This window comes from Winogradskyella vidalii, from assembly GCF_013403955.1.
GTDB classification, from domain to species: Bacteria; Bacteroidota; Bacteroidia; order Flavobacteriales; family Flavobacteriaceae; genus Winogradskyella; species Winogradskyella vidalii.
Genome location: NZ_JABFDG010000001.1, coordinates 832,460 through 856,314 on the forward strand (window position 1 = coordinate 832,460; position 23,855 = coordinate 856,314).

Annotated in this window: 23 protein-coding genes; 12 read left to right on the forward strand and 11 right to left on the reverse strand. The window is 33.1% G+C overall.

Translation table 11 applies throughout. From position 1 onward, the window contains the following. The 3 genes from HM982_RS03365 to HM982_RS03375 all read right to left on the reverse strand — a co-directional run bounded on the left by HM982_RS03365 (nucleotide 1) and on the right by HM982_RS03375 (nucleotide 4,430). Nucleotides 1-1,128, reverse strand: coding sequence for a PepSY-associated TM helix domain-containing protein (locus tag HM982_RS03365; protein WP_179351705.1), 1,128 nt, complete (start codon nucleotides 1,126-1,128; stop codon nucleotides 1-3). Between the two features lie 64 nt (nucleotides 1,129-1,192). Next, nucleotides 1,193-3,601 carry a TonB-dependent receptor gene (locus HM982_RS03370; RefSeq protein ID WP_179351706.1) on the reverse strand — a complete coding sequence of 803 codons (2,409 nt, stop codon included), beginning with the start codon at nucleotides 3,599-3,601 and terminating at the stop codon, nucleotides 1,193-1,195. 262 nt (nucleotides 3,602-3,863) lie between these two features. Continuing rightward, nucleotides 3,864-4,430: a hypothetical protein gene (locus tag HM982_RS03375; protein ID WP_179351707.1), complete on the reverse strand. Its 567-nt coding sequence runs from the start codon at nucleotides 4,428-4,430 to the stop codon at nucleotides 3,864-3,866. Between the two features lie 192 nt (nucleotides 4,431-4,622). On the opposite strand from HM982_RS03375, the gene HM982_RS03380 reads away from it, so the two are divergent. The 4 genes from HM982_RS03380 to HM982_RS03395 all read left to right on the forward strand — a co-directional run bounded on the left by HM982_RS03380 (nucleotide 4,623) and on the right by HM982_RS03395 (nucleotide 7,299). Further along, nucleotides 4,623-5,420 (forward strand): tryptophan-rich sensory protein, encoded by a 798-nt coding sequence (locus HM982_RS03380; RefSeq protein ID WP_179351708.1) that lies wholly within the window; start codon nucleotides 4,623-4,625, stop codon nucleotides 5,418-5,420. Between the two features lie 112 nt (nucleotides 5,421-5,532). Continuing rightward, a complete protein-coding gene (locus tag HM982_RS03385; protein WP_179351709.1) occupies nucleotides 5,533-6,813 on the forward strand; it encodes a DEAD/DEAH box helicase in 1,281 nt (426 codons plus the stop codon). A gap of 3 nt (nucleotides 6,814-6,816) precedes the next feature. Continuing rightward, entirely contained in the window at nucleotides 6,817-7,032 is a 216-nt protein-coding gene (locus tag HM982_RS03390; RefSeq protein ID WP_179351710.1) for a DUF6500 family protein, read from the forward strand. A 39-nt stretch (nucleotides 7,033-7,071) separates the two neighbouring features. After that, entirely contained in the window at nucleotides 7,072-7,299 is a 228-nt protein-coding gene (locus tag HM982_RS03395; protein ID WP_179351711.1) for a VF530 family protein, read from the forward strand. Between the two features lie 30 nt (nucleotides 7,300-7,329). On the opposite strand, the gene HM982_RS03400 is transcribed toward HM982_RS03395, so the two are convergent. From HM982_RS03400 to trpA, 5 genes are all read right to left on the reverse strand, one after another. Further along, a complete protein-coding gene (locus HM982_RS03400; protein ID WP_179351712.1) occupies nucleotides 7,330-8,220 on the reverse strand; it encodes a YitT family protein in 891 nt (296 codons plus the stop codon). Between the two features lie 79 nt (nucleotides 8,221-8,299). After that, on the reverse strand, nucleotides 8,300-8,758 hold the full coding sequence (locus tag HM982_RS03405; RefSeq protein WP_179351713.1) for a tRNA (cytidine(34)-2'-O)-methyltransferase: 459 nt from the start codon (nucleotides 8,756-8,758) through the stop codon (nucleotides 8,300-8,302). Nucleotides 8,759-8,777: 19 nt separating this feature from the next. Continuing rightward, a complete protein-coding gene (locus HM982_RS03410; RefSeq protein ID WP_179351714.1) occupies nucleotides 8,778-9,026 on the reverse strand; it encodes a hypothetical protein in 249 nt (82 codons plus the stop codon). 127 nt (nucleotides 9,027-9,153) lie between these two features. After that, nucleotides 9,154-9,300, reverse strand: a complete 147-nt coding sequence (locus tag HM982_RS03415; protein ID WP_179351715.1) for a hypothetical protein — start codon at nucleotides 9,298-9,300, stop codon at nucleotides 9,154-9,156. A 103-nt stretch (nucleotides 9,301-9,403) separates the two neighbouring features. Further along, the gene (gene trpA, locus HM982_RS03420) at nucleotides 9,404-10,168 is read right to left on the reverse strand and encodes a tryptophan synthase subunit alpha (RefSeq protein ID WP_179351716.1); all 765 of its coding nucleotides are present in this window, start codon (nucleotides 10,166-10,168) and stop codon (nucleotides 9,404-9,406) included. 280 nt (nucleotides 10,169-10,448) lie between these two features. Between trpA and HM982_RS03425 the strand changes: the two genes are divergently transcribed. The 4 genes from HM982_RS03425 to HM982_RS03440 all read left to right on the forward strand — a co-directional run bounded on the left by HM982_RS03425 (nucleotide 10,449) and on the right by HM982_RS03440 (nucleotide 17,590). After that, complete coding sequence (locus HM982_RS03425) at nucleotides 10,449-13,469, forward strand: tetratricopeptide repeat protein (RefSeq protein ID WP_179351717.1); 3,021 nt, start codon at nucleotides 10,449-10,451, stop codon at nucleotides 13,467-13,469. A 55-nt stretch (nucleotides 13,470-13,524) separates the two neighbouring features. Continuing rightward, nucleotides 13,525-14,073, forward strand: a complete 549-nt coding sequence (locus tag HM982_RS03430; RefSeq protein ID WP_179351718.1) for a T9SS type B sorting domain-containing protein — start codon at nucleotides 13,525-13,527, stop codon at nucleotides 14,071-14,073. A gap of 35 nt (nucleotides 14,074-14,108) precedes the next feature. After that, the gene (locus HM982_RS03435) at nucleotides 14,109-15,821 is read left to right on the forward strand and encodes a TonB-dependent receptor (protein ID WP_179351719.1); all 1,713 of its coding nucleotides are present in this window, start codon (nucleotides 14,109-14,111) and stop codon (nucleotides 15,819-15,821) included. 152 nt (nucleotides 15,822-15,973) lie between these two features. Next, on the forward strand, nucleotides 15,974-17,590 hold the full coding sequence (locus tag HM982_RS03440) for an amidohydrolase (protein ID WP_179351720.1): 1,617 nt from the start codon (nucleotides 15,974-15,976) through the stop codon (nucleotides 17,588-17,590). Between the two features lie 220 nt (nucleotides 17,591-17,810). Here HM982_RS03440 and HM982_RS03445 read toward each other — a convergent pair whose 3' ends face one another. Continuing rightward, nucleotides 17,811-18,095: a GxxExxY protein gene (locus tag HM982_RS03445; RefSeq protein ID WP_317167416.1), complete on the reverse strand. Its 285-nt coding sequence runs from the start codon at nucleotides 18,093-18,095 to the stop codon at nucleotides 17,811-17,813. A gap of 137 nt (nucleotides 18,096-18,232) precedes the next feature. Beyond that, a complete protein-coding gene (locus tag HM982_RS03450) occupies nucleotides 18,233-18,928 on the reverse strand; it encodes a class I SAM-dependent methyltransferase (protein ID WP_179351721.1) in 696 nt (231 codons plus the stop codon). A gap of 80 nt (nucleotides 18,929-19,008) precedes the next feature. Between HM982_RS03450 and HM982_RS03455 the strand changes: the two genes are divergently transcribed. The 4 genes from HM982_RS03455 to HM982_RS03470 all read left to right on the forward strand — a co-directional run bounded on the left by HM982_RS03455 (nucleotide 19,009) and on the right by HM982_RS03470 (nucleotide 22,216). Further along, on the forward strand, nucleotides 19,009-19,500 hold the full coding sequence (locus HM982_RS03455) for a YkgJ family cysteine cluster protein (protein WP_179351722.1): 492 nt from the start codon (nucleotides 19,009-19,011) through the stop codon (nucleotides 19,498-19,500). 108 nt (nucleotides 19,501-19,608) lie between these two features. Then, a complete protein-coding gene (locus HM982_RS03460; protein ID WP_179351723.1) occupies nucleotides 19,609-20,508 on the forward strand; it encodes a hypothetical protein in 900 nt (299 codons plus the stop codon). Between the two features lie 6 nt (nucleotides 20,509-20,514). Further along, on the forward strand, nucleotides 20,515-21,357 hold the full coding sequence (locus HM982_RS03465; RefSeq protein WP_179351724.1) for a sterol desaturase family protein: 843 nt from the start codon (nucleotides 20,515-20,517) through the stop codon (nucleotides 21,355-21,357). Between the two features lie 28 nt (nucleotides 21,358-21,385). Further along, nucleotides 21,386-22,216: a glycerophosphodiester phosphodiesterase family protein gene (locus tag HM982_RS03470; protein WP_179351725.1), complete on the forward strand. Its 831-nt coding sequence runs from the start codon at nucleotides 21,386-21,388 to the stop codon at nucleotides 22,214-22,216. Between the two features lie 328 nt (nucleotides 22,217-22,544). Here the strand turns inward: HM982_RS03470 and HM982_RS03475 are convergent, their stop codons facing one another. After that, nucleotides 22,545-23,852 carry an exo-beta-N-acetylmuramidase NamZ family protein gene (locus HM982_RS03475; RefSeq protein ID WP_179351726.1) on the reverse strand — a complete coding sequence of 436 codons (1,308 nt, stop codon included), beginning with the start codon at nucleotides 23,850-23,852 and terminating at the stop codon, nucleotides 22,545-22,547. Nucleotides 23,853-23,855: the final 3 nt, after the last annotated feature.

The window sequence follows — 23,855 nt, forward strand, 5'->3', positions numbered from 1 at the left end:
TTAGAGCGCCTTTTTTTTCTTTTTATAATTTCTGCCATACCATAGCAGAATTCCAGTGACGGGTAGTGTTGCCGTTATTAAACTAATTAAAAAGGCAATAATTTTACCAACAATACCACCAATGGCTCCAATATGAATATCATAATTCATCCGTAATAATTTATCCGCAAATTTGGCATCTTTATATTTGCCATAGATACCAGGGGTTTCAAGCTCTTCAAGGGTGTTTTGGTCAAAGAATCTAAAATCTGCATCGTAAAAAAGCCCTTCACTATTAGAAACTTCTACATAGATACTTTGGTCTTTGTTTTCTGGATAATGCAATTCATAAGCCACAGCGTCTGGTGATTCTTTTTGAAGTTTTTCAATAAGATAATCCATAGGAATTTTACGGTTATCACTTAATGCTTCACTTTTGTTTTCGGGTATAATAAAAGCAGGAACTTTATCGCCACCTGTAGTTTTATAAACGACATACTTTAACCAATTGTAAGATATCAAAGAACCTGTAAAGGCTATAATTAAGGCAAAAGAACAGATGTAAAATCCAACAACCGTATGTAAGTCGAAGTTTTTACGTTTCCAACGTGTTGTTTTTTTCCAATCGAATTTTAAACGTTGTTTTAAGTTTTTACGCTTTTTAGGTAGCCATAAAATAAATCCTGAAATTATAATCAGAATAAAAATTAAAATCGAAGCAGCCACAACTTGTTCTCCAATCGCTTTTGGTAACCAAAGTCGCATATGACCTTTAAGTATAAATGCAAAAAAGCCGGTAAGATGATTATCGACTTGTATAATTTCTCCGCTGTAAGGATTTAAAAATACACTTTGGTAAAATTCTGGTTCAGCATCATAAAAAATAACTTCAATAGCATCTGTTTTCTTTTTGAAAATAGTGCCATGAATAGAATTATCAGGAAAAACTACACTCGCGTAATGCTTTGCTTCAGTAGGTGTAAGTAGAGGTGCATCTTGTGGTGTTACATATTTGTAATCATCGTAAGTTGCTTCTATTTCTTCTCTAAATGCCCAACAACAACCCGTTATAGCAACGACAAAAACAACAATTCCTGTTGCTAAACCTAAGATTTTATGTAGTTGAAAGATTATTTTTTTAGTTGTCATAAAGTAATTGTTATTAAAAAAAGAGCAAACTTACAATTAAGTTTGCTCTTTCAATTAGGGCTATTTAGAATTTATAAGTAAACGTACCAAGTAGCGATCGTGTTTGCTGTGGTGTTATTGTACTCCATCCAGAAAAATAGGTTTCATCACTAAGGTTATTGCCTTTTACACTTACTCTAAATGTATCAGTTTCATAATATAATGACGCATTAAAGATTGTATAAGCAGGAATATAGAAACTACCAGTTACCGATTGGTAATCCGTCATGGTATCATATTTAGATTGTCCATTAAATCCTGCGCCTACACCAAAGTTTTTAAAGAATTTGTAATCTGCCCAGAAGTTGTATGTGAACTCTGCACCAGATTCTCCGTAACGATTGCCTTCTAAAAATCTTGCTGAAGGTGAATCTGTAATTTCAGAATCATTATAACTAAAGCCAGAGTGAATATTTAAGTTAGAAATTGGATTAGCATTAACCTCTAACTCAATTCCTTGGCTATTAATTTCTAGATCTTGAGTTTGTGTAGCCCAATAATACTTGTTGTCTACCGTAATATTGTAATAACTTAATGTCGCTTCTAATTTATTATTAAAAAGGTTGGTTTTTGCTCCAACTTCAAATTGATTGGCTTGTTCTACATCAAAAGATTCTAGCGTTGTTGTTGGCTCACCTAAATCATCATAAGTCGTAACGTATTCTGGGTTTACGTAAGAAAAACCGTTTTGATAATTCGCAAAAATGGATAATTCGTTTAAAATTGGTTGATAAACAATTCCGAATTTTGGAGAAAACGTAGACTCGGTATATTCCGAATAGTCATCAGCATTAGTTTGTCGATCTCCTTGATAATCAAATCTGTCATAACGCACACTTGCCATAACGGATAATGATGGTAAAATATTGATGACATCAGACACATAAGCACCAAAGATATTTTGACGAATGTCGCTATCTAAATAACCTAAACCAGATAAAGCAGCACTTAAATTTTCTTCATTCATTTCAGGTTCGCCGTAAATTAAATCACCATCAATATTTATGGTATGTAAATAACCCCAATTAGAGCTATTGTCAATAATATTGTAGTCTAAGTAATCTGCTCCAACTAACAATTTGTTTTCTAAATCACCAAGTTTAAATGTACCTGTAAAGTTTTGTTGTAAGTTGATGGTTTTTGTTTTAGAATCCGTGTCTTGGGCGTATAATGCAAAATTATCAGTACCTACTATAGCTGTAGGGTCGCTATAATCTGCAGTATTCCATAAATAGGTGTAATAGCCTAAAGATTCTGCTAAACCACCAGATATTAAGGTTTGTGAAGACCACTGATCTGAAATTTTCCAAGCCACTTCACCACGGTAATTTTGTGTAAGGTTATTTATGGTAACATCGTTACTTGTAAATGATAAGTTGGTATCGTAACCTAAGTCGTCTATAGAATCAAAAGCTAATGTTCCGTAGCGATTTAAGAATAAAAACGTTTCGTTAGTTTGTTCATTATCTGAAGCCTCATAAGAAAAGTTTAGCGTCACATTATTGTTAACCTTGTACGATATTGAAGGTGCAATGAAAACTGATTTTTTTAATCCAGCATCTTGAAAACTATGTTCTTGCTGAAAACCTGTATTGATACGAAGTGATAATTTATCATTTGCACTGACATTAACGTCTGCATTAAATTTTGCAAAATCGTAAGACCCACCAGAAAACGTAATTTCGCCACCTGTTCCGCTATATGGTTTTTTTGTAATTATGTTTATGAGTCCACCATAAGATGTTACTGAGCTTCCAAATAAAGTGCCTGAAGGCCCTTTAATGACTTCTACGCGTTCTACATTAGACGGATTAATAAATCCATTAGTAATACCAGCAACACCATTGACTAATTGTGGTTGCACAGCAAAACCACGACTAGAGTAATAACCAGCACCATCACCACTTCTTCCAGTTGATGACCATAGTTTGGTGACACCAGCGGCATTTTTTAAAGCGTCTTCAAACGTATTTACAGATTGAGAGATTAATAATTGATTGGTAATTGTATTGTAAACTTGGGAGTTTTCAATATTTTTTAAAGGCATTTTAGAAACATATGCACTCGTTTTTCTAGAAAATTTATTTTTCCTATTCACATCGAGTACAACTTCTTTTAAAACTTCATTTCCTTCGTATAAAATAATAGTTGCTAAATCGACCTTTTGGTTATCTGATATTGAAACGAGAACCTCTTTAGTTTTAAATCCTATATAAGAGATTACAAGTGTGTAATTTCCATTTTCAATATTCGTTATTTCAAAAACACCATTTTCATTTGACTGTGTCCCTTTTTTAGTATTTTTAATTAAAAGGTTTACACCTATTAGTGGAGATTTGTTATTGTCAGTAACGGTACCAGAAAGGCTTGCATTTTGAGAGAAACTCATTTGAATACATAATAGGAGTATTAGACCTGTTAAGATATTTTTCATCTTTTGTTTATTTAGACTAAGTATAAATAGTTTTTTGTGTCGGCAAAAGTATCTAGGTAAACTTAATTGACCAAATTATTTATAATAAATCTAAATAGTTTTTTAGCTAGTACGTTATGTTGAAGTGTATTCTCTTGTGTACTAGCATGTATATAGGGTATGGGTGTATTTGTTATTGTAGAATATGCAAAATAATAGTGTTTTTACTATGAATTTGGGTAATACTTTATACTAAGATTTTGTAATCAGAATGTATAGCTGGTTAGTCTTCACTTCCCCATGGTGCATCAGGGGTTTCAATAGTTTTAGTTAAATCGAACTTAACAGTAAATAAACGTTCGGTTCCTATACGTCGCAAATTATAAGTTAAACTGGTATCATCTATGGTAAACCACCAAATATTAGTTGATGCAGCAGGTAAAATTTCTGAGGTATGTGCATCTGCGGGAAACATTTGTAGATGAGCTAAGCCCATATTAGCACTTGTGCCTCCATATTGAGTTAAATCGTCTTCTGTGCCATCTTTATGCCGATGATCATGCTTAAGACTCATAATCTTATCAGCATTCATTTGTAAAACCCAGGTACGCGACTTGTCTTCACCTACAAAAAAAGGAATTCTAATAGTGTTTGTTTCACATATTCGAACATGCATTACTAATGTTTCACCTGTAAAACCATCACCTTCTTTTCCTCCCTCAGTAATGACGCCTTCATATGCATTACCACAATGGGTTTTAAGTTGCTCCCAAAATTGTTCCGAACTGGTTTGTTCTTGTGCAAAAATGTGTACTGGCAATAAAAACAGTAAGGTGAGTAATACTTTCATATTTTAAGATGATTTAATGTAAATGACTATAAGAATTTATATATTAAAGCTAATATAAGGAATTCTAAAGGTTAGGTGTATTGTAAAGCTGGTAAAAACATTTGTTTTGGGTGGTTTCATTTAAGTCAAAGAAATGTGAAAATAAGATAAGCTACAATACCATGTTTTTTAAATTAGATAAAAATATAAATCATGAAAAAAACTCTTCAAATAGGAAATGTAATAGCTCTTATCTTAACAATATTTATTAATTACCTCTCTAATACAGGAGTTTTAAATAATACAACGATTGGTGAAGTTTCTAATAGTTATAGGTCTTTGTTTACACCTGCAGGTTATACGTTTGCCATTTGGGGACTCATTTATATAATGCTTATAAGTTTTGTTATTTACCAAGCAAGAAGTCTGTTTGCAAACGTTGAAAATGATAATGTTGTATTGAAAACAGGTTGGTGGTTTATACTCTCGTGTTTATTTAACTCACTTTGGGTGTTTGCTTGGATTTATGAATACACAGGTCTGTCTTGCCTTTTTATTTTTCTATTACTTTTCTCATTATTAAAAATTGTGGTCAATAACCGTATGGAGTTAGACGACGAGCCATTGCCTATTATTATGTTTGTTTGGTGGCCGTTTGTAATTTATTCGGGTTGGGTTACAGTAGCTAGTATTGCTAATGTGTCTACATATTTAGTAAAAATGGGTTGGGATGGTTTTGGTTTGTCTGATGTTACTTGGACTATCATTTTAATTATAATTGCGGTTAGTATTAATTTACTGATGACTTGGAAACGGAACATGAGAGAGTTTGCACTTGTTGGTGCTTGGGCTTTAGTTGGTATAGGAAATGCTAATACACCAAATAATGACACTCTAATGTATATCGCATTTATAAGTGCTGCTATTTTAGTTATAAGTAGTTCTGTTCATGGTTTTAAAAATCGTGATACAAGTCCGTTTAAGAAGTTACAAGAGCGGAAGAATTTATAGTGTTTAGAATATAATAGCTGTTTTTTTAGAGTCAGGCCTAAAATAGCTGTAACTTCGCCCCAAATTAAAGGAGTGACCTAAATAAATAGAGTTTGCTTCATAAACTTTATATATGTCATTTAAATCTTTGGGCCTATCTGAGCCTATACTTAAAGCTATCCAAAAAAAAGGATACGAAACACCTTCACCAATCCAAGCCAAAGCCATTCCTTCTGTATTAGAAGGTAAAGACGTTTTAGCCTCTGCACAAACCGGAACAGGTAAAACAGCAGGTTTTACTTTACCGATGCTTCATAACCTTACAACTAACGGTTCAGAACAAAGACACCGACCAATTAGAGCATTAGTTTTAACGCCAACACGTGAGTTAGCGGCACAAGTTCATGCTAATGTAAAAGAATATAGTGAGTTTCTAAATATTAGAAGTACGGTGATTTTTGGTGGTGTAAATCAGAAACCACAAGTAGCGACCATAAAACAAGGTGTCGATGTTTTAGTGGCAACACCAGGCCGTCTAATCGATTTAGAAAATCAAGGCTTATTATCACTAAAACGTGTTGAAATATTTGTTTTAGATGAAGCCGATCGTATGCTAGACATGGGCTTTTTACGTGATATTGAACGTGTGATGAAGCTGATACCTAGTAAGAGACAAAATCTTATGTTTTCTGCTACATTCTCTAAAGATATCAAAAAGCTAGCGTACTCGATTCTTAATAATCCTGTGCAAGTTGAGGCAACTCCAGAAAATACAGCCGTTGAGGTTATAGAGCAAAAAGTTTATCGTGTTGCTAAAGGAAAAAAAACAGGATTAATAATTAAGTTAATCTCTGATGGTAATTGGAAACAAGTTTTAGTGTTTACCAGAACTAAACACGGTGCAAATAAGCTTTGTAAAAAGATGATTAGTTCTGGGATTACTGCTGCCGCTATTCATGGCAATAAAAGTCAAGGGGCAAGAACAAAAGCATTAGCAGGTTTCAAAAATGGCTCGGTTAGAGTTTTGGTGGCTACAGATATAGCCGCTAGAGGTTTGGATATCCCATTATTACCACATGTTATTAATTTTGAATTGCCTAACATTTCGGAAGACTACGTGCATAGAATTGGTAGAACGGGTAGAGCAGGAGCAGAAGGCCAAGCTATTTCATTAGTTAGTGCAGATGAAACGACTTATTTAAAAGGCATAGAAAAACTGATAGGTGAATCTATTGAAGTAGAGATTGTAGAAGGTTTTGAACCTGACCCAAATGCGTCAACAGAACCTATTAAACCAGGTCAAAATAGAAATCAAGGTCGAAGAAAGAATTCTAATAATCGTAATTCTAATAAACCGAAAAATTCAGATCGTAATCGAAATAAAAGCCAAAGACGTAACGATAACAGACGCTAAATAATGACTAATGCTTTAAAGGATAAAATTATTGAGGTTTGCGATAAGAAAATAGCAACCAAAGGCAACAATGTCGGGATTTCATTTTATGCGTTTTTTAAAAATAAAAATGATAATCCTGAATTGCTAATGGAAGCCGCAACTTGGTGGATAAAAACCCATCAATTAGACCATTTTGAAAAAGCGGTTAAAATTAAAGCCTTAGTTATGAGTTTGTAGCATAAGATGCCTATGTCCTAACACAAAAAAGAAATCATTATGGCAACACAAGCTAATAATCCACTTCACGGTATTAAGCTAGAACAAATTATTACCGATTTACAAGCCCATTATGGTTGGGAATATATGGGCTATCAAATTAATATCCGTTGTTTTACACATGATCCTTCTGTAAAATCTAGTTTAAAATTTTTAAGACGAACCCCTTGGGCAAGAGCTAAGGTTGAGCAGATGTATTTAAGTTATTTAAAGAAGAACCCTAACTAATATTTAGGCTTAATTAGCTGTAAGATTATACTATATTTTCCCTAAGGTTTTGCCTTTTTTCTTATCTAAATAATGACGTAAAACACCACCTTTTACATTATTAACATCAAATTCTATAATAAATGCTTTATCGTCGATTTCCTCTATAATACGATGCATTTTTTTGATGTCAATACGATTAATAATGGTGTGAATAATATCAAAATCTTGTTGGGCTCCAGTGCTTCCAAATCCTTTAGAACCTTTATAAGTTGTTAGGCCAACGCCTAATTCCGTCATAATGGCATGTTTTATTTCGGCATAGTCATTAGAGACAATGGTAACCCCAATAAAATCTTCAAAACCTTCAATGGTTAAGTCGGTTACTTTTGCAGTAACAATATAGGTGAGTATCGAGTAAAGGGCAATTTCTACTGAAATCACCAAAGCTGTGATACTAAACAATACAATATTGAACATAAGAATGACTTTGCCGATGCTTAGTCCAAATTTGTCATTGAGGTAGATACCTAAAATTTCAGACCCATCTAAAACGGATCCATTTCTAATAGCAATACCGATTCCTGCACCCAAACTCAGTCCTCCAAAAATTGAAATTAATAGCTTGTCTTCAGTGATAATACCGTAATTTCCAAACTGAATTAAAAACGCTAAACCAAGAATACTTAGAATAGATTTTACAACAATACGTTTAGAAACGGTGTAGTAGCCAATAATTAAAAAAGGGATACTCAAAAGCACTAATGCAATTGAAATATCAATACCAGTTAATCGGTTGACAAGTAGCGCAATTCCTGTAACGCCTCCGTCTAAAAAGCCGTTGGGCAGTAAAAAGGCTTTTAAGCTAATACTAGCTAGCACAATACCGAATACAATTTGACTAAGTTCTGAAAAAAAATTATACGTTTTAGAGTGTTTCAATTGGAAGGTTTTTGTTGTGGAAAAGTTACAAAAACCATTTAGAAATGATGTTCTTTATAACTATTTTTTCAAATGAAGCTTAAAAAGCTCTCAGATTCCGTAAGCCCTCGTAAACCACTATACTTACAGCATTCGCTAAGTTTAAGCTTCTAATAGATTCGCTGTACAAAGGGATTTTAAATAATTGGTCTTTATGTTTTTCTTGTAAAGGTTTAGGTAGGCCTACAGATTCCTTTCCAAATACCAAAAACAAATCATCTTTAAATTCAATATCCCAATGCGTTTTTGTGCCATGGCTAGATAAAAAGACCATTTTAGCGTATTTATTTTGTGTAAAGAAGGCTTCAACATTATCATAATAAACAACGTCTAAATGTTGCCAGTAATCAAGTCCTGCACGTTTAAGGCGTTTATCATCAATTTCAAATCCAAAAGGCTTTACCAGATGTAATCTTGAGTCTGTAGCTAAAGCTAAGCGTCCAATGTTACCGGTGTTATTGGGGATTTCTGGTTCTATTAATACAATATTTAAAGGCATAATATGTGGTTACTTTTTACTAGTGTTTTTGTATGCTGTCTTTGGAATTAGAGTTTAGGTTTTTTAATTTAAGTAAGGCTAACCGGATTAATAAGATAAATGGAAACCCATGAAATACTAAATCAAAATAATCTTTAAATACCATGCCATTGGCACCGCCTGCCACCCATCTGATTTTACCTATTAAATGCGGTTCTGGGAAAAACGGCGCTAAACCTAAAGTAAGACACAGTAAAATAATTAACTTCCAATCATTAAGTAGTTTCATTAAAAGCAGAATTTAAATTTAAAGCTTATTCTGTACATCAATTAAAAAGCTTTCCATGTTTTTTTACAGAAAAAAAAGTCTATCCAAAGGTATGAATAGACTTTTTTATAATCTTAAATAACCGCAATTACTTTTTAGATTGCTGGTCTTTTATTGTTTTCTTGTCAATATCAAACTCATTAGTTTTTTGGTTGACATTTGCTGTTGGATTAGTTAAATTGGTTTGATTTTCAGTTTTTGTTTTAAACTTCTTTTTGTCTTTTATAATTCCCATAGTTTTATTTTTTTTGATTCACTCATAATATAATAAAACAACAGGGCTTTTTCTCATAAGACTTTATTAAAGTCTAAGCTCATAACGTTAAAAAAGTTTAAGATTAGGGTCTAATAGAAGCAACAAAGTTATCTATGTTAGCCACGCCATTTTTAGTTAAATGTTTAATAAAAGCACTCCCAATTATAGCGCCTTTAGCATGCTGAGTTGCTTGTGTAAATGTTTCGTTGTCTGAAATGCCAAAGCCTACTATTTGTGGACTTTTTAATTTTAGGTCAGCGATACGTTTAAAATAATCGGTTTGCGTGCTGCCAAAACCAGAACTACTTCCTGTTACACTAGCCGAACTCACCATATAAATAAAACCATTAGAAACCGAATCGATATATCTAATGCGTTCTTCTGAGGTTTGTGGCGTAATTAAGAAAACATTAATTAATCCGTACTGTTCAAAAATAGCTTTGTATTCAGAATGATAGACTTCTACAGGTAAGTCAGGGATAATAAGTCCGTCAATACCGACCTCTTGGCATTTTTTGCAAAATGCTTCGACACCAAATTGTAATATAGGATTAAAATACCCCATAATTATTAATGGAATGGAAACCGATTGGCGAATGTCTTTTAACTGATCAAATAACAGTGCGCTTGTCATGCCATTTTTTAACGCTTGTGTAGAACTTGCCTGAATGGTTGGTCCGTCGGCTAAAGGGTCACTAAAAGGAAGTCCAATTTCAATCATGTCAACACCATTGTTTTCAAGAGCTTTGATGATGCTAACGGTATCGTTTTTACTAGGATAACCAGCAGTAAAATATATAGATAATAGGTTGTTGTCTTCGTTTAATTTTTGGCTTATTCTATTCAAAATATATGTTTTTATGCTTCTGAATTAATTTCAGGACGATTAATGCTTAATTAAGTAGCCAATTTACAGAAAAACAGACAGACTCATAGAATTTAATTCGCTAATAATAGTTAAATAAATTATTTTTTAATCTCTATGGTGTACTACTAAAAACGGAGACTAAGACTAAAAACTAAAACTTAATAACTCCATGCATAATTATAAGCAAAATCTCTCGTTATAGATTTGGGATTGAATTATATTTGAACAGAAATAAAATCATTAAAAAAACGTATAACAAATGATGTTACTCAAAAGACAGTTAATCATCGTTTTTCTAGTTTTTTCATCACTAGGAATAGCGCAAAAATCGGCTGTTTATACTAGCGATTTACAAGATTACCAGAAGGCGTTAACGCTCTATAATAATCAGCAGTACAAAGCCGCACAGTCTTTGTTCGACGCTGTTAAAGGTGATACAAGCGATATCACTATAAAATCAGATTGTGCCTATTATATTGCCAATTGTGCGGTGCGTTTAAATCAGAAAAATGCCGATGATTTAATCACCGAATTTGTAGAGGAGTATCCTACAAGTACTAAAAAGAATACTGCTTTTTTAGATGTTGCAGACTATTATTTTAATAACGGTAAATATGCTTATGCACGCAAATGGTACGATAGAGTAGACGAGCGCAGTATTGCCAGAGCAGAAAAAGACCGTTTTAACTTTAATTATGGCTACACTTTGTATTCTACTAAAGATGAAAAACAAGCCACTAAATATTTAAATAGAGTGGTGAATTCTAAAGAATACGGCTCGCAAGCCAAGTATTATATAGGGTTTTTAGCTTATGAAGGTGATGATTATGATACAGCAAACACCTACTTTGATCAAGTAAGCGATAATGAAAAATACAAAGAGAAATTATCCTATTACCAAGCCGATTTAAATTTTAAACTCGGCAAATTTGAAAAAGCTATTGAACTTGCAGAAGCCCAATTACCTAAAAGTAATGCTGCTGAAAAGTCCGAGTTATCAAAAATTATAGGCGAGAGTTATTTTAATCTCGAGCAATATGCAGAAGCTATTCCCTATTTAAAAGAATACAAAGGTAAAAATCGAAAGTGGAATAATACCGATTATTACCAACTCGGTTATGCTTATTACAAGCAAAATGATTTTGAAAGTGCCATTTCAGAATTCAATAAAATTATTGGCGGAAATAATCCAGTAGCGCAAAATGCCTATTATCATTTAGGAGAAAGCTATATCAATTTAGACAAAAAACAAGAGGCTTTAAATGCGTTTAGAAATGCATCGCAAATGGATTTTGATTTAAAAATTCAAGAAGATGCTTGGTTGAATTATGCCAAAATTAGTTACGAAATTGGAAATCCATACCAATCCGTTCCTCAAGTTTTAACGGGCTACTTAGACCAATATCCAGATACAAATTACAAGGATGAAGTTGAAACACTCTTAATAGATTCTTACATCACTTCAAAAAACTATATTGAAGCTTTAGAACTTTTAAAAGGCAAAAATAGTTTTGAAAACAAAGCAGCTTACCAAAAGGTGGCCTTTTTTAGAGCGGTTGAGTTGTATAATGAAAATAAATACAATGAAGCCTTAGTGTTATTCAATGGCTCATTAAAAGAACCTATTGATGCCGTTTTTGAAGCTAAAGCAACCTTCTGGAAAGCAGAAACAGAATACAATTTAGGAGACTATAATGCTGCACTAATTGGTTTTAAACAGTTTGATGGATTTAGCGAATCGGCTGATTTGCCAGAAAACGAAAACTTAAACTACAATTTAGCTTACACCTATTTTAAGCTGAAGGATTACGATAATGCCTCAAACTATTTTGAACGGTTTATAAAAACCAGTACCAACGATAAACTTCGTGAAAACGATGCGTATTTGAGATTAGCTGACGGTTATTTTGTGTCTAGTAATTATAACGAGGCTATAGATGCTTATAAAAAAGCGATTCAAATTAATCAAATTGAAACGGATTATGCGGCATTTCAGACGGCAATGAGTCAAGGTTATTTAGGAAAAGGTGATGCAAAAATTTCAGCACTAAATGCCTTTATTACTAATTATCCAAAATCAGCTTTACGAGACGATGCAATGTATGAGTTGGCAAATTCGTATGTAAAATCTAACGCAACGGATAAAGCGATGCAGACTTATGATCGTCTTAATGCCGAGTATAAAACAAGTGCTTTTACATCAAAAGCTTTACTGCGTCAAGGGTTAGTGTATTACAACGGCAATGATAATAACCGAGCCTTAACTAAGTTTAAAAAAGTAGCAACCGATTTCCCGGGTTCAGGTGAAGCGGTTCAAGCGGTTTCAACGGCGCGATTAATTTACATTGATATGGGTAATGTTGATGAATATGCGTCTTGGGTAAGAACTTTAGATTATGTTGAGGTGACTGATGTCGACTTAGATAACGCTAGCTATTCTGCAGCAGAAAAACCGTATTTAGATAATGAAACGGATAAAGCTATTCGTCAATTTAATAAATATTTAAATGAATTTCCAAACGGACTCCATAAGGTTAAAGCTCATTTTTATTTAGCGCAGTTATATTATAAAAAGAATTTATTTGAAAATGCACAACCACATTATAAAGCGGTTGTTGAAGCTTCAAAATCTGAATATACAGAACAAGCTATTGTTAAACTCAGTGAAATTTATTTAAGTAATTCTAATTGGGAAACAGCCATTTTAGTATTGCAACGATTAGAGGCCGAAGCGGATTACCCACAGAATGTTATTTACGCTCAGTCTAATTTAATGAATGCGTACTATCAAACCGAAGATTTTACGAAAGCTGAAAGCTATGCTCAAAAAGTATTAAGTAATTCAAAACTAGATAACAAAGTAAAGAGTGATGCCAAATTAATTATAGCACGTTCAGCAATTAAAGCGGGTCATGAGGATAAAGCCAAAACAGCTTATGCCGAAATAGAAAAAATAGCTACAGGAAGCGTGGCGGCTGAAGCGCTGTACTATAATGGTTATTTTAAAAATAAAGCCGGCGATTACGAAGCGTCTAACACCATTATTCAAAAATTAGCCAAGGATTACGGGAGTTATAAATTGTATAGCGCCAAAGGTTTGGTGGTTATGGCAAAGAACTTTTATGCGTTAGGTGATGCGTTTCAAGCGACTTATATTTTAGAAAGCGTGATTAGCAACTTCCCTGATTTTACAGAAGTTGTAGAAGAAGCCACTTTAGAACTTAATAAAATCAAAACTGAAGAAGCAAAAACGAATTCATCAATAGAAACTGAGGACTAAATTCCTGCGAAAGCAGGAGTCTCTCAATCGATTTGTAAAAACTCAATTACAAGCAATGAAAAAACTTAAAAGTGTTTTAATAGGTGTTCAAGTACTATTACTAGCCTTTACGTTAATCTCATGTGGTGATGATGAACAAACACCTGAAGAAGTAGTAGATGCTTTCACAGGATGCTGTTCCTCTGATACTGCTTTTGGAGAAAATGTAGATAATTTAGACCAATCTTTAGGAGAAATTATAGTAGATAATATTTTTACTCCAAATAATGATGGCGTTAATGATCGATTTGAAATTAAAAACATTGAATTATATGCTAATCACACGGTAACTATTTATAATAATACTGATGAAATTATTTTTGAAAGTAATAATTATGGTAGTGATTCAACTGAACTTTTTCCAAATGTTCCTTATGATTTTAATGGAGTAGAAGGAATTCCAGATGGCACTTATAAATACAAAATTATAATTGAAAATGAACAAACTTTTATTGAATCAGGTTTCTTTTGTTTATTCACTAATAATCCACCTATTGAACAAAATTTTGCTGAATGTAATCCTATACAGCCAGGGGAATTCGATCAGATATTAACTGGTTTATAGAGTTAGATAGTTTCAATCAAATCAAAATAATACACATGAAAATTAAACATATCATCTTATCCATTTTCACATTGAGTCTGGCATTTAGTTATGCTCAAGATAAAGATACCATAGCAGATCAAACGGTAAATGTAATTAAACCTTATACGCCAACAATTTCGGATGCCTTCAAAATAAAGGATAATCCAAAGTTGAGTGATTCTAATGCGGTTAAGAAAAAAGAAATAAAATATAATATTTTCTCTATTCCTGTGGCATCAACGTTTACACCTGCAAAGGGAAAAGCAGCGACTGTAGATAGAGTAAAACCTGTTAAATTATATGATAATTACGCCTCCTTAGGTTTCGGTAATTACACGACTGTTTTAGGTGAAGTTTATTTAAATCACGAATTAAGTAGAGACGAAAATGTTGGTGGTTATTTTAGTCACCATTCTTCTCAAGGCGGTATCGATGGTTTATTGCTAGATGATAACTTTTCTAAGACCAATTTAAATGCGCATTACACCAAAAATGAAAGGTACTTTAACTGGAAAGTCGATGGAGGTTTTGATATGCAAACCTATAATTGGTATGGTTTACCTCAAGATTTATTTGGGCAAGCAGAATCAAACACCATAGATCCTAAACACACCTATACGAGTTTTAATGTTGGCGGTAAAGTAAATTTTGATAATGCAATTGTAAAGGATGTAAGTCTTCGTTTTAGACATTTTGGTGACGATAGAGATTCTGGAGAAAACCGTTTTAAAGCGAACACTAATTTTGAGGTTATGGTGCAAGATGCAGAAATTGAAACGGAAGTATTTTTAGATGGTTTAGTTGGAAACTTCGATTCAACTTATGAGGGACTTTCAAGTATCAATTACGGAAATTTTATGGTTGGTTTAGCACCGTCTTACCAATTGAATCAAGATGATTTAACAATTAATTTGGGCGTGCGATTAACCTATTTTAATGATACAGAACTAAGTGAAAGTAAATTCTATATTCACCCTAATATTGATGCATCTTACCGTTTAGTTGATGAACTTTTAATTGCTTACGGTGGACTTAAAGGTGGTGTGATTCAGAATTCGTATTACGATTTTGCAAACGTAAATCCATTTGTGTCTCCAACACTTTTTATAGCGCCAACAGACCAACAGTTTAAAACTTTTGTTGGGGTAAAAGGGAAGTTAACCAATAATATCAGCTATAACGTAAGTGGAAATTATACATCAGAAAAAGGTAAAGCCTTGTTTAAAGCTAACGATACATTTACGACGCCAACCGAAGATTATCAATTTGGAAATTCTTTTGGTGTGGTTTACGATGATGTCACTACATTTTCTATCGCTGGTGAAATGAACGTTGATTTCAACAGGAATTTCTCTTTAGGTGTAAAAGGAGAATACTTCGCTTATGATACAGGTAATGAAGCACAAGCTTGGAATTTACCGGATTTGGAAGCTTCCTTATTTTTAGATTATCAAATTTCAGAACAATGGTTTGCTGGGGCGAGTGCTTATTTTGTAGGCGAACGAAAAGATACTGTGGGCGTTGTTGGGTCATTATCATCACCAACACGTGTTAGCTTAGAAAGTTATTTTGATTTTAATGCACATGTGGGTTATAAAATCAACGATCAATTATCGGTATTTGCGAAAGGGAATAATATTTTAAATCAAAATTATGAACGTTGGTCAAACTTCCCTGTGCAAGGCATTCAGGTACTTGCGGGAGCAACCTATCAGTTTGATTTTTAAAATGATGTTATCCTGAATTTATTTCAATTATAGACAAGATTTTTAAAAGCGTTCCAAATCGGAGCGCTTTTCTTATTTTTACAATTAACTTTTAGACTTAACTTTTTTTGAGCGGAAGTCAGGTTTTAATTACAATCAATACAATATTAAAAATGAAACATATACTAGTCGCCCTTTGCCTTTTATCTATTTTATCTTGTCAAAAAGATAAAGCACAAGCTGATTTAATAGTTACCAACGCTAATATTTATACCGTTGATGATAACTTTAATAAAGCCGAAGCATTTGCGGTAAAAGATGGAAAAATAGTAGCAGTAGGAACGACATCTGAAATCAGTTCTACATACAAAGCTATAGACACTATCAACGCTGATGGAAATACCGTTTTACCAGGATTTATAGACGCGCATTGTCACTTTTTAGGTTTAGGCTTCAATCAACAACAAGTTAATTTAGTTGGTACCACAAGCTTTGAGGAGATGATGAAACGTGTTTTAGATTTTCAGAATGAAAATAATAAGGCTTTTATTTTTGGTCGCGGTTGGGATGAGAATGATTGGGAGGATAAGGAATTGCCAACTAAAAACCTTTTAGATAAGTTGTACCCTAATACACCTATTGCTCTAACTCGTATTGATGGCCATGCCATATTAGCGAATCAGGCAGCTTTAGATTTAGGGGGAGTTACAGTAACGAGTAAAGTTGAAGGCGGAGAAGTTGTTATTGAAAATGGAAAGCCCACCGGAATCTTAATAGATAACGCACAAAAGTTAGTGTTAGACCACTGGCCAAAACCAAGCAGAGCAGATTATGTAAACGCATTATTAGAAGCACAAAAAATAGCTTTTTCTTTAGGTTTAACAACTGTAGATGACGCAGGATTAAGCAAAGAAGCTATTGAAATTATAGATAGTCTTCAAACTTCAGGAGATTTAAAAATGCGTATGTATGCAATGGTCTCTTATTCCGAAGAGAATCTAGATTATTTTTTAGATAAAGGCATTACAAAAACAGATTACCTCAATGTACGTTCGTTTAAAGTGTACGCAGATGGTGCTTTAGGTTCAAGAGGCGCCATGTTAAAAGCACCTTATTCCGATAAACCTAATCATTTGGGTTTGATGGTTACCGATTTAGAAACGATAAAAACAGCTGCAGAGCGCATCGCTAATTCCGATTTTCAAATGAATACTCATGCTATTGGCGATTCTGCTAATAGAGCGGTTTTAGAAACTTATAATAAAGTGCTAAAAGGCAAAAATGATAGACGTTGGCGTGTGGAGCATGCTCAAATTATTTCGGATGAAGATTTTGAATTCTATAAAAATGTTATGCCTTCAATTCAGCCAACCCATGCGACTAGCGATATGTATTGGGCCGAAGACCGTATAGGTGCGACCCGTATTAAAGGAGCTTATGCTTACAAGCAATTATTGAATGCTTATGGTAAAGTAGCTTTAGGAACTGATTTTCCTGTGGAGCAGGTCAGTCCATTTTTAACGTTTTATGCAGCCGTAGCAAGGCAAGATTTAGAAGCTTATCCTGAAGGTGGTTTTCAAATGGAAAATGCATTGAGTCGTGAAGAGACATTAAAAGGAATGACCATTTGGGCAGCGTATTCTAATTTTGAAGAAAAAGAAAAAGGAAGTATAGAAGTGGGGAAGTTTGCCGATTTTATCATGTTAGATAAAGATATTATGACCGTTGAAGCTAAGGCAATTCCTGAAATTAAGGTGTTGAAAACTGTAGTAGGAGGTGAGGTTCAATAGTGTCTTTATTTTTCTTGAAAAAATAAACAGTAGCCTAGTTTTATGCATTGATTATTGGACAAATGAGAAAACTGTGGCACAAAGTTTCACAAAGCAGACACGAAGTATCACAAAGCTTTTGTATTTTAATTTTTTAAAGAATTACACGTTTTATTCCGTTTTTTAAAGTTGTAACATGAAAGTTTAAAAGCAGTCCTAATTTAAAATTTCCAAGTTTTAATTATGTTAGCACTTGCGCTAGATGAACATCTGAGAAAGCTTCAACAGTTTTGATTTCAATAACTACTTTGTTTTCAACAAGCAAATCAATCCTGTAACCATGATCTAATTTTATGTCCTTGTAAACTATTGGTAATGCTCTTTCTTTTTGTACTGTTAATCCTGCTTTTCTTAACTCATAATATAAGCACTCTTGATAAGCAGATTCTAAAAGTCCAGGCCCAAGCTGTTTGTGAACCTCTATGGCACAGCCTAAAATAATATTTGATATTTTATTCTCAACCATAGTCTAAATTTAGTAATTATAAATTTAGAATAGTTCAAATAGAGAAGGTTAAGTGTAAATAAAAGCTATTACAAGAAGTTTGCAAAGGTTTATCTCTGTGTCTTTTGAGCCCTCTTTGTGGAACTTTGTGTCCTAGCCTAAAAAATCCGCGCCAAATAATCAAAATGCTCACCATCCATAATTTTTTCACATTTTAAACCTACCGACAAGCAAGCGGTTTCTAAAGTATTAAAATCGAGATAAAGCCATTTCATAGGGACTTCTTTTTCGCCCTTATAAGACAAATAATAATCCAATTCACCAGGATAGCCTTGGTTGAGGTCTAGCCACAATCCGCCATCTTCATCTTCATACATATAAGAAATGTCAGAAGAATCAATCAGAATTTGACCACCAGAATTTAGTAGCGATTTTAGATGCTTCAAATAGGTCGCCACCTGAGTTAATTCTTGAAAAATTCCTGTGCCATTCATCAATAATAAAATGGTGTCAAAGGTTTGGGTTTCTTTAAGAAGTGGTTGTAATTCAGCATTACTAATACCCCGTTTTTTGGTGACTTCAATAGCACCTTCAGAACTGTCAATGGCTTTTACGTTTTTACCGTTATTTTGTAACCATAAGGCATGACTTCCGGCACCACAGCCAACATCTAAAATTTTTCCTTTACTTAATTGAAGCGCTTTTTGTTCAAGTTTTGGCATTTCAGAAAAACTTCTAAATAAATAGGGCAGTGGTAATTTATCCTCATCCGAAATGTTTGTGGATGTTATAAGGTCTTCAGAATAATTTCCATTTTGGTAATCTTGTAATGCTTTTCCGAAAAGGTCTTTCATGTCGTTTTTTGTTATAAAGCAGTTCTTGTAATTTCTATTTTTATGAAAATTGTGTCACGAACTTTACTTAAATTTGTTGCATGCAAGACCAACTTAATAACCTTCCAAAGCTCGCCAAAGATAAGCATAAGGAGAATAAAACCTTTTTTACAAAGCTAAAAAAGAAACCACCAAAGCAATTAGATTATCTGATGCAAGAGTTGCATGAAGCTGAGTTTAAACGTACCGATTGCCTTGAATGTGCTAACTGTTGCAAGACTACGGGACCTTTATTTACAGATAAAGATATTAGTCGAATTGCTAAGTTTTTCAAAATGAAAGAGCAGCAGTTTATAGCCTCATATTTACGTTTAGATGAAGAAAATGATTATGTTTTACAGTCTGTCCCTTGTACGTTTCTCGGAGCAGATAATTATTGTTCCATATATGATGTGCGACCAAAAGCATGCCGCGAGTTTCCGCATACGGACCGTAAAAAATTTCAACAGATTTCTAATTTAACCTTAAAAAATGTAGCCATTTGTCCTGCGGCTTATAATATTGTTGAAGCGATGAAAAAACGAATTCAATAAGTTAAAACAAATAGAAAATGACTGTTTTTAATCTGTGTATTGTAAATTTAGTTTTGTAAGGAGTCTTCGGAATACTTTTTGATGAATAACTCCTATAAAAAATACAACATGAAAAACTTTATTATAAAATCATTATTTGTTCTTTTTGCGGTTAATATGTCTAGCGGACAACCTTGGATGACTGATTTGGAGACCGCTCAAAGTTTAGCTTCAGTTCAAAATAAAATGGTGTTAATGGTTTGGGAAGAATCTACCAATTATCCTTATCATGTTTTTGTAAATGACGATAAAGGAAATACTATTTTAATTCAAAATATGTTTGAAGATGAAAGTATTAGTCCATTAATTTGGCAGCATTTTGTACCTGTCATTGTCAGTGAATTTAAATACGAAGATTTATTTAAAGCGATTAAAGGTAAACGCAGCCAGGAATACATTGATAAATTTAATGACGATTCTATTAAAATATTAGATACCAATGGGAATATTCTAAATGTGTTATACTATACCGAAAATTATCAAAATATATCAACATTGATTCAGAATTATGCCTTGAATACAGCGTTTATTTCTAATGAATTAAACGGTTATGATAAAAAAAAGGATTTTTATTCAGCTTTTTATTTGTCTTCAAAATATCTCGATTTTTCAATGTATATGAAAGAAGAAGTTAGAGAAGAAATCATTGACTTGTCAACTATATATTTAAAGGAAGCCACGGCGTTAATTGTTACGAGCCCAACCGAAGAGCAATTAGCATTAAAACAGCGCGTGGCACTTTTAGAGATTCAAAAATATTTAATTCTAGAACGCCCACGAAAAGTACTTAGACAATTAAAGCGAATGGAGGCAGAAAATATAGCGGCTAATAACCAAGCATTTTTTGCGTTTTTATATTATACCTCTTATAAAATTTTAAATGACAACACTAAAGCAGAAGCGTGGAAATCTAAATTATCTTCTGTAGATTTAAAAAAGGCACAGCAGTTAATTAATATTAATTCATAACCTCAATTGGAAACCATTATTACTTATTTTGAAACTATTCCTTCAGCGCATCGAAGTCTCATTTTGGTTGGTGGTCTCACCTTGTTTTGGTTACTAGAAAGTGGTTTGCCTTTATTTAAGTTCACCTACAAAAAATGGCAACATGCCATTCCTAATTTATTTTTTACGCTAACGACTATCATAATAAATTTTGCTTTAGCTTTTTTGCTTTTAGCTTCGGCAGATTGGGTAAAGGCTAATGATTTTGGGATTATTAATTGGTTACCTCAAATGCCGTTGTGGCTTTATGTTTTACTAGGCGTTGTTTTACTCGATTTTTTTGGAGCGTATTTGGTACACTTTGTAGAGCATAAAGTAAAACCACTTTGGATGGTGCATTTAGTACATCATACAGATCATAAAGTAGACACTACAACAGCAAATCGGCATCACCCAATAGAAAGTATCATCAGGTTTGTATTTACATTACTTGGCGTTTTTATTGTTGGAACCCCTATAGCAATCATCATGATTTATCAAGCTATGTCATTAGTGTTTACTCAGTTTACACATGCCAATATTAAAATGCCAAAACGATTAGATAAGGCTTTAAGTTACGTGATTATTTCGCCAGATATGCATAAAACGCATCATCATTATAGATTGCCATATACAGATTCTAATTATGGAAACATCTTTAGTATCTGGGACCGCTTATTTGGTACTTATAAGTATTTAGATCGTGAGAAGTTGATTTATGGTGTTGATGTTTTTCCAGATGAAGTTAAAAATAGTAGTATTAAGGAACTCTTAAAACAACCTTTTCAAAGTTATGAAAAATCGACCCTCTCCGCAGATATTGACAATTAATACAATTGTTATTTTAACGCTTTTAACTATGAGTTGTACGACTAAAAATACAGAAATTGATATCCAAGGGCATCGTGGTTTTAGAGGTCTATTTCCCGAAAATTCTATACCAGCTTTTGATAAAGCGATAGACATTGGAGTTCATACTTTAGAGTTGGATGTTGTGATTTCAAAAGATAATAAAGTTGTGGTTTCTCACGAACCTTATATGAATCCTGTAATTTGTTATGATGTTAAAGGTGGTATTATTCCAGATGCATTAGCTACAGAATTCAATTTATATCAAATGAATTATGAGGAAATAAAACAGTTTGATTGTGGAAGTAAAATTCACCCTATCTATCCTCTGCAAGAAAAAATTAAAACCTACAAGCCGTTATTATCTGAAGTATTCGATTTGGTAAAAACCAAACAGTCTGATGTAAAGTTTAATATCGAAATTAAATCGGACCCAAGTTATTATGGCATTTTTACGCCACATCCTAAAGCTTATGTAGCGCTAGTTTTAGAGTTGATTACGCAAGAGGAAATGTTAAGTCGTGTAACACTTCAGTCTTTCGATGTTGCGATTCTTGAAGAAGTTAAAAAACAAGCACCAGAAATAGAGTTAGCTTTATTAGTTGAAGGGAATGAAACCATTGAAGGTAAACTAGAAACTTTGTCTTTTAAACCCGAAATTATAAGTCCTTATTTTAAATTATTATCTGCTAATGCTGTAAAAGAATACCAGTCTAAAGCGTATAAAGTTATTCCTTGGACTATAAACGAGGAAAAAGATATTAGAGATATGATTACTTTACAAGTCGATGGTATTATAACGGACTATCCAAATCGATTGATAGATATTTTGAAAGAATAATTCTAAAGGTTTTATAATCTAAAATTACTGTTCTTCTATAATTAATGTTGTTTGTAGAAGTTTTATGGTTTTGTAAGTAATTTACTTATTTTAAGTTTAATCTAAATCATAATTTGTTGAGCTAAAACAGCTAAAGCTTAACTAAAAAGTATAAGTATTATTTGAAAAATTTTGTCCGTATTTTCCTTGTTGTCATCCTTATTTTTTTTATTAAACTATATACTTCAGTTTTAAAATCTTTTAAAAGACTGAAAAATAGAAATAGAATATTGGGCTTTATCTATTAAAACCAAGAGATTCTAGTCTCTTAACTTAATAATGTTTTTAGTTAGGGATACATCATATAACGACTTCGCGTCACCTTAAAAGTTTCTAAACCTTCTTGCCAAGTTGCTTTTATTTGTTTTGTTGTAAGTCCAGATTCAATCTGTTGTTGTAGCTTTTCTGTTCCTGCTAATAGCGTAAAGAAGTCTGTAAAGAAAGATGCTTCAGGATTTACAGCTTTGTTCTGCGTATAGAATTCTATGAGCCATTCTAAATTCAAGATATCTAATTTATTATGCTGCGTTAAATCATAGCCAAAGCAAATCTTGTTTTCGTGTTTAGGGTATTTAGCACCTTCATTTGATTTTGGTATAAATTCAAAAGGAAATGATGTTGAGTTGAAAAAAGGCGCTCCAACCACTTGAAATTGTTTGTCTGTGCCACGGCCAATACTAATATTTGTACCTTCAAAAAAACAGAGGCTTGGGTATAAGTTTATCGCGGTATCATTTGGTAAATTTGGCGAAGGTTTTATGGGTAAGCTATAAGCGGTTTGGTGGGTGTAATTTTTAACAGGAATAACAGTTAAATCACATATTATACCATTTTTCAACCATTTTTCACCATTAATCATGGTCGCATATTCGCCAATAGTCATCCCATGAACTACGGGAATAGGATGCATACCAACAAAACTTTGATGTTCCATTTCTAAAATTGGTCCGTCAATATAATGACCGTTCGGGTTAGGCCTGTCTAAGATTAAAACAGGAATGTTTTGTTCGGCGCAAGCTTCCATTACATAATGTAAGCTAGATATGTAAGTGTAGAAACGTGCACCAACATCTTGAATGTCGAAGACTACCACATCAATTCCATCTAGCTGTTCTTTACTAGGTTTTTTGTTTTTGCCATAAAGCGAAATAATAGGCAAGCCCGTTTTAGTGTCTATACCATCTTTAACAACTTCACCTGCATCTGCAGTTCCTCTAAACCCGTGTTCTGGTGCAAAAACTTTCTTTATATCAATATTCAATTCTAATAACGAATCTACAATATGAATGTTATGGTCATTTTTGAACAGTGTGTTTTCAGATTTAAAAATCACACTTGTTTGATTTGCAACTACACCAACGCGTTTGTTTTTTAGTTTAGGCAGGTATAGCTCAGTTCTGTTAGCGCCAATAATAATTGACATTTTGGGAGTGTCAATACGCTTATTTAAAGCAAGGTCTATAAGCGCTGTGTCTTGGACTTCTAGATTAGCACTTTTGGCTTCTGACTTAATATTATTCCCGCATGAAAACGTAAGAGAGAAAATCCCGATAATAATCGAGAATAAAACTGTATTTTTGACATCCTTTAAAAGCATAAA

Bases quoted from the DNA above. Each gene is read 5' to 3' on its own strand.
- HM982_RS03365 (WP_179351705.1), bottom strand. From the start codon at position 1,128: ATGACAACTAAAAAAATAATCTTTCAACTACATAAAATCTTAGGTTTA.
- HM982_RS03370 (WP_179351706.1), bottom strand. From the start codon at position 3,601: ATGAAAAATATCTTAACAGGTCTAATACTCCTATTATGTATTCAAATG.
- HM982_RS03375 (WP_179351707.1), bottom strand. From the start codon at position 4,430: ATGAAAGTATTACTCACCTTACTGTTTTTATTGCCAGTACACATTTTT.
- HM982_RS03380 (WP_179351708.1), top strand. From the start codon at position 4,623: ATGAAAAAAACTCTTCAAATAGGAAATGTAATAGCTCTTATCTTAACA.
- HM982_RS03385 (WP_179351709.1), top strand. From the start codon at position 5,533: ATGTCATTTAAATCTTTGGGCCTATCTGAGCCTATACTTAAAGCTATC.
- HM982_RS03390 (WP_179351710.1), top strand. From the start codon at position 6,817: ATGACTAATGCTTTAAAGGATAAAATTATTGAGGTTTGCGATAAGAAA.
- HM982_RS03395 (WP_179351711.1), top strand. From the start codon at position 7,072: ATGGCAACACAAGCTAATAATCCACTTCACGGTATTAAGCTAGAACAA.
- HM982_RS03405 (WP_179351713.1), bottom strand. From the start codon at position 8,758: ATGCCTTTAAATATTGTATTAATAGAACCAGAAATCCCCAATAACACC.
- HM982_RS03410 (WP_179351714.1), bottom strand. From the start codon at position 9,026: ATGAAACTACTTAATGATTGGAAGTTAATTATTTTACTGTGTCTTACT.
- HM982_RS03415 (WP_179351715.1), bottom strand. From the start codon at position 9,300: ATGGGAATTATAAAAGACAAAAAGAAGTTTAAAACAAAAACTGAAAAT.
- HM982_RS03425 (WP_179351717.1), top strand. From the start codon at position 10,449: ATGATGTTACTCAAAAGACAGTTAATCATCGTTTTTCTAGTTTTTTCA.
- HM982_RS03430 (WP_179351718.1), top strand. From the start codon at position 13,525: ATGAAAAAACTTAAAAGTGTTTTAATAGGTGTTCAAGTACTATTACTA.
- HM982_RS03435 (WP_179351719.1), top strand. From the start codon at position 14,109: ATGAAAATTAAACATATCATCTTATCCATTTTCACATTGAGTCTGGCA.
- HM982_RS03440 (WP_179351720.1), top strand. From the start codon at position 15,974: ATGAAACATATACTAGTCGCCCTTTGCCTTTTATCTATTTTATCTTGT.
- HM982_RS03445 (WP_317167416.1), bottom strand. From the start codon at position 18,095: ATGGTTGAGAATAAAATATCAAATATTATTTTAGGCTGTGCCATAGAG.
- HM982_RS03450 (WP_179351721.1), bottom strand. From the start codon at position 18,928: ATGAAAGACCTTTTCGGAAAAGCATTACAAGATTACCAAAATGGAAAT.
- HM982_RS03455 (WP_179351722.1), top strand. From the start codon at position 19,009: ATGCAAGACCAACTTAATAACCTTCCAAAGCTCGCCAAAGATAAGCAT.
- HM982_RS03460 (WP_179351723.1), top strand. From the start codon at position 19,609: ATGAAAAACTTTATTATAAAATCATTATTTGTTCTTTTTGCGGTTAAT.
- HM982_RS03470 (WP_179351725.1), top strand. From the start codon at position 21,386: ATGAGTTGTACGACTAAAAATACAGAAATTGATATCCAAGGGCATCGT.
- HM982_RS03475 (WP_179351726.1), bottom strand. From the start codon at position 23,852: ATGCTTTTAAAGGATGTCAAAAATACAGTTTTATTCTCGATTATTATC.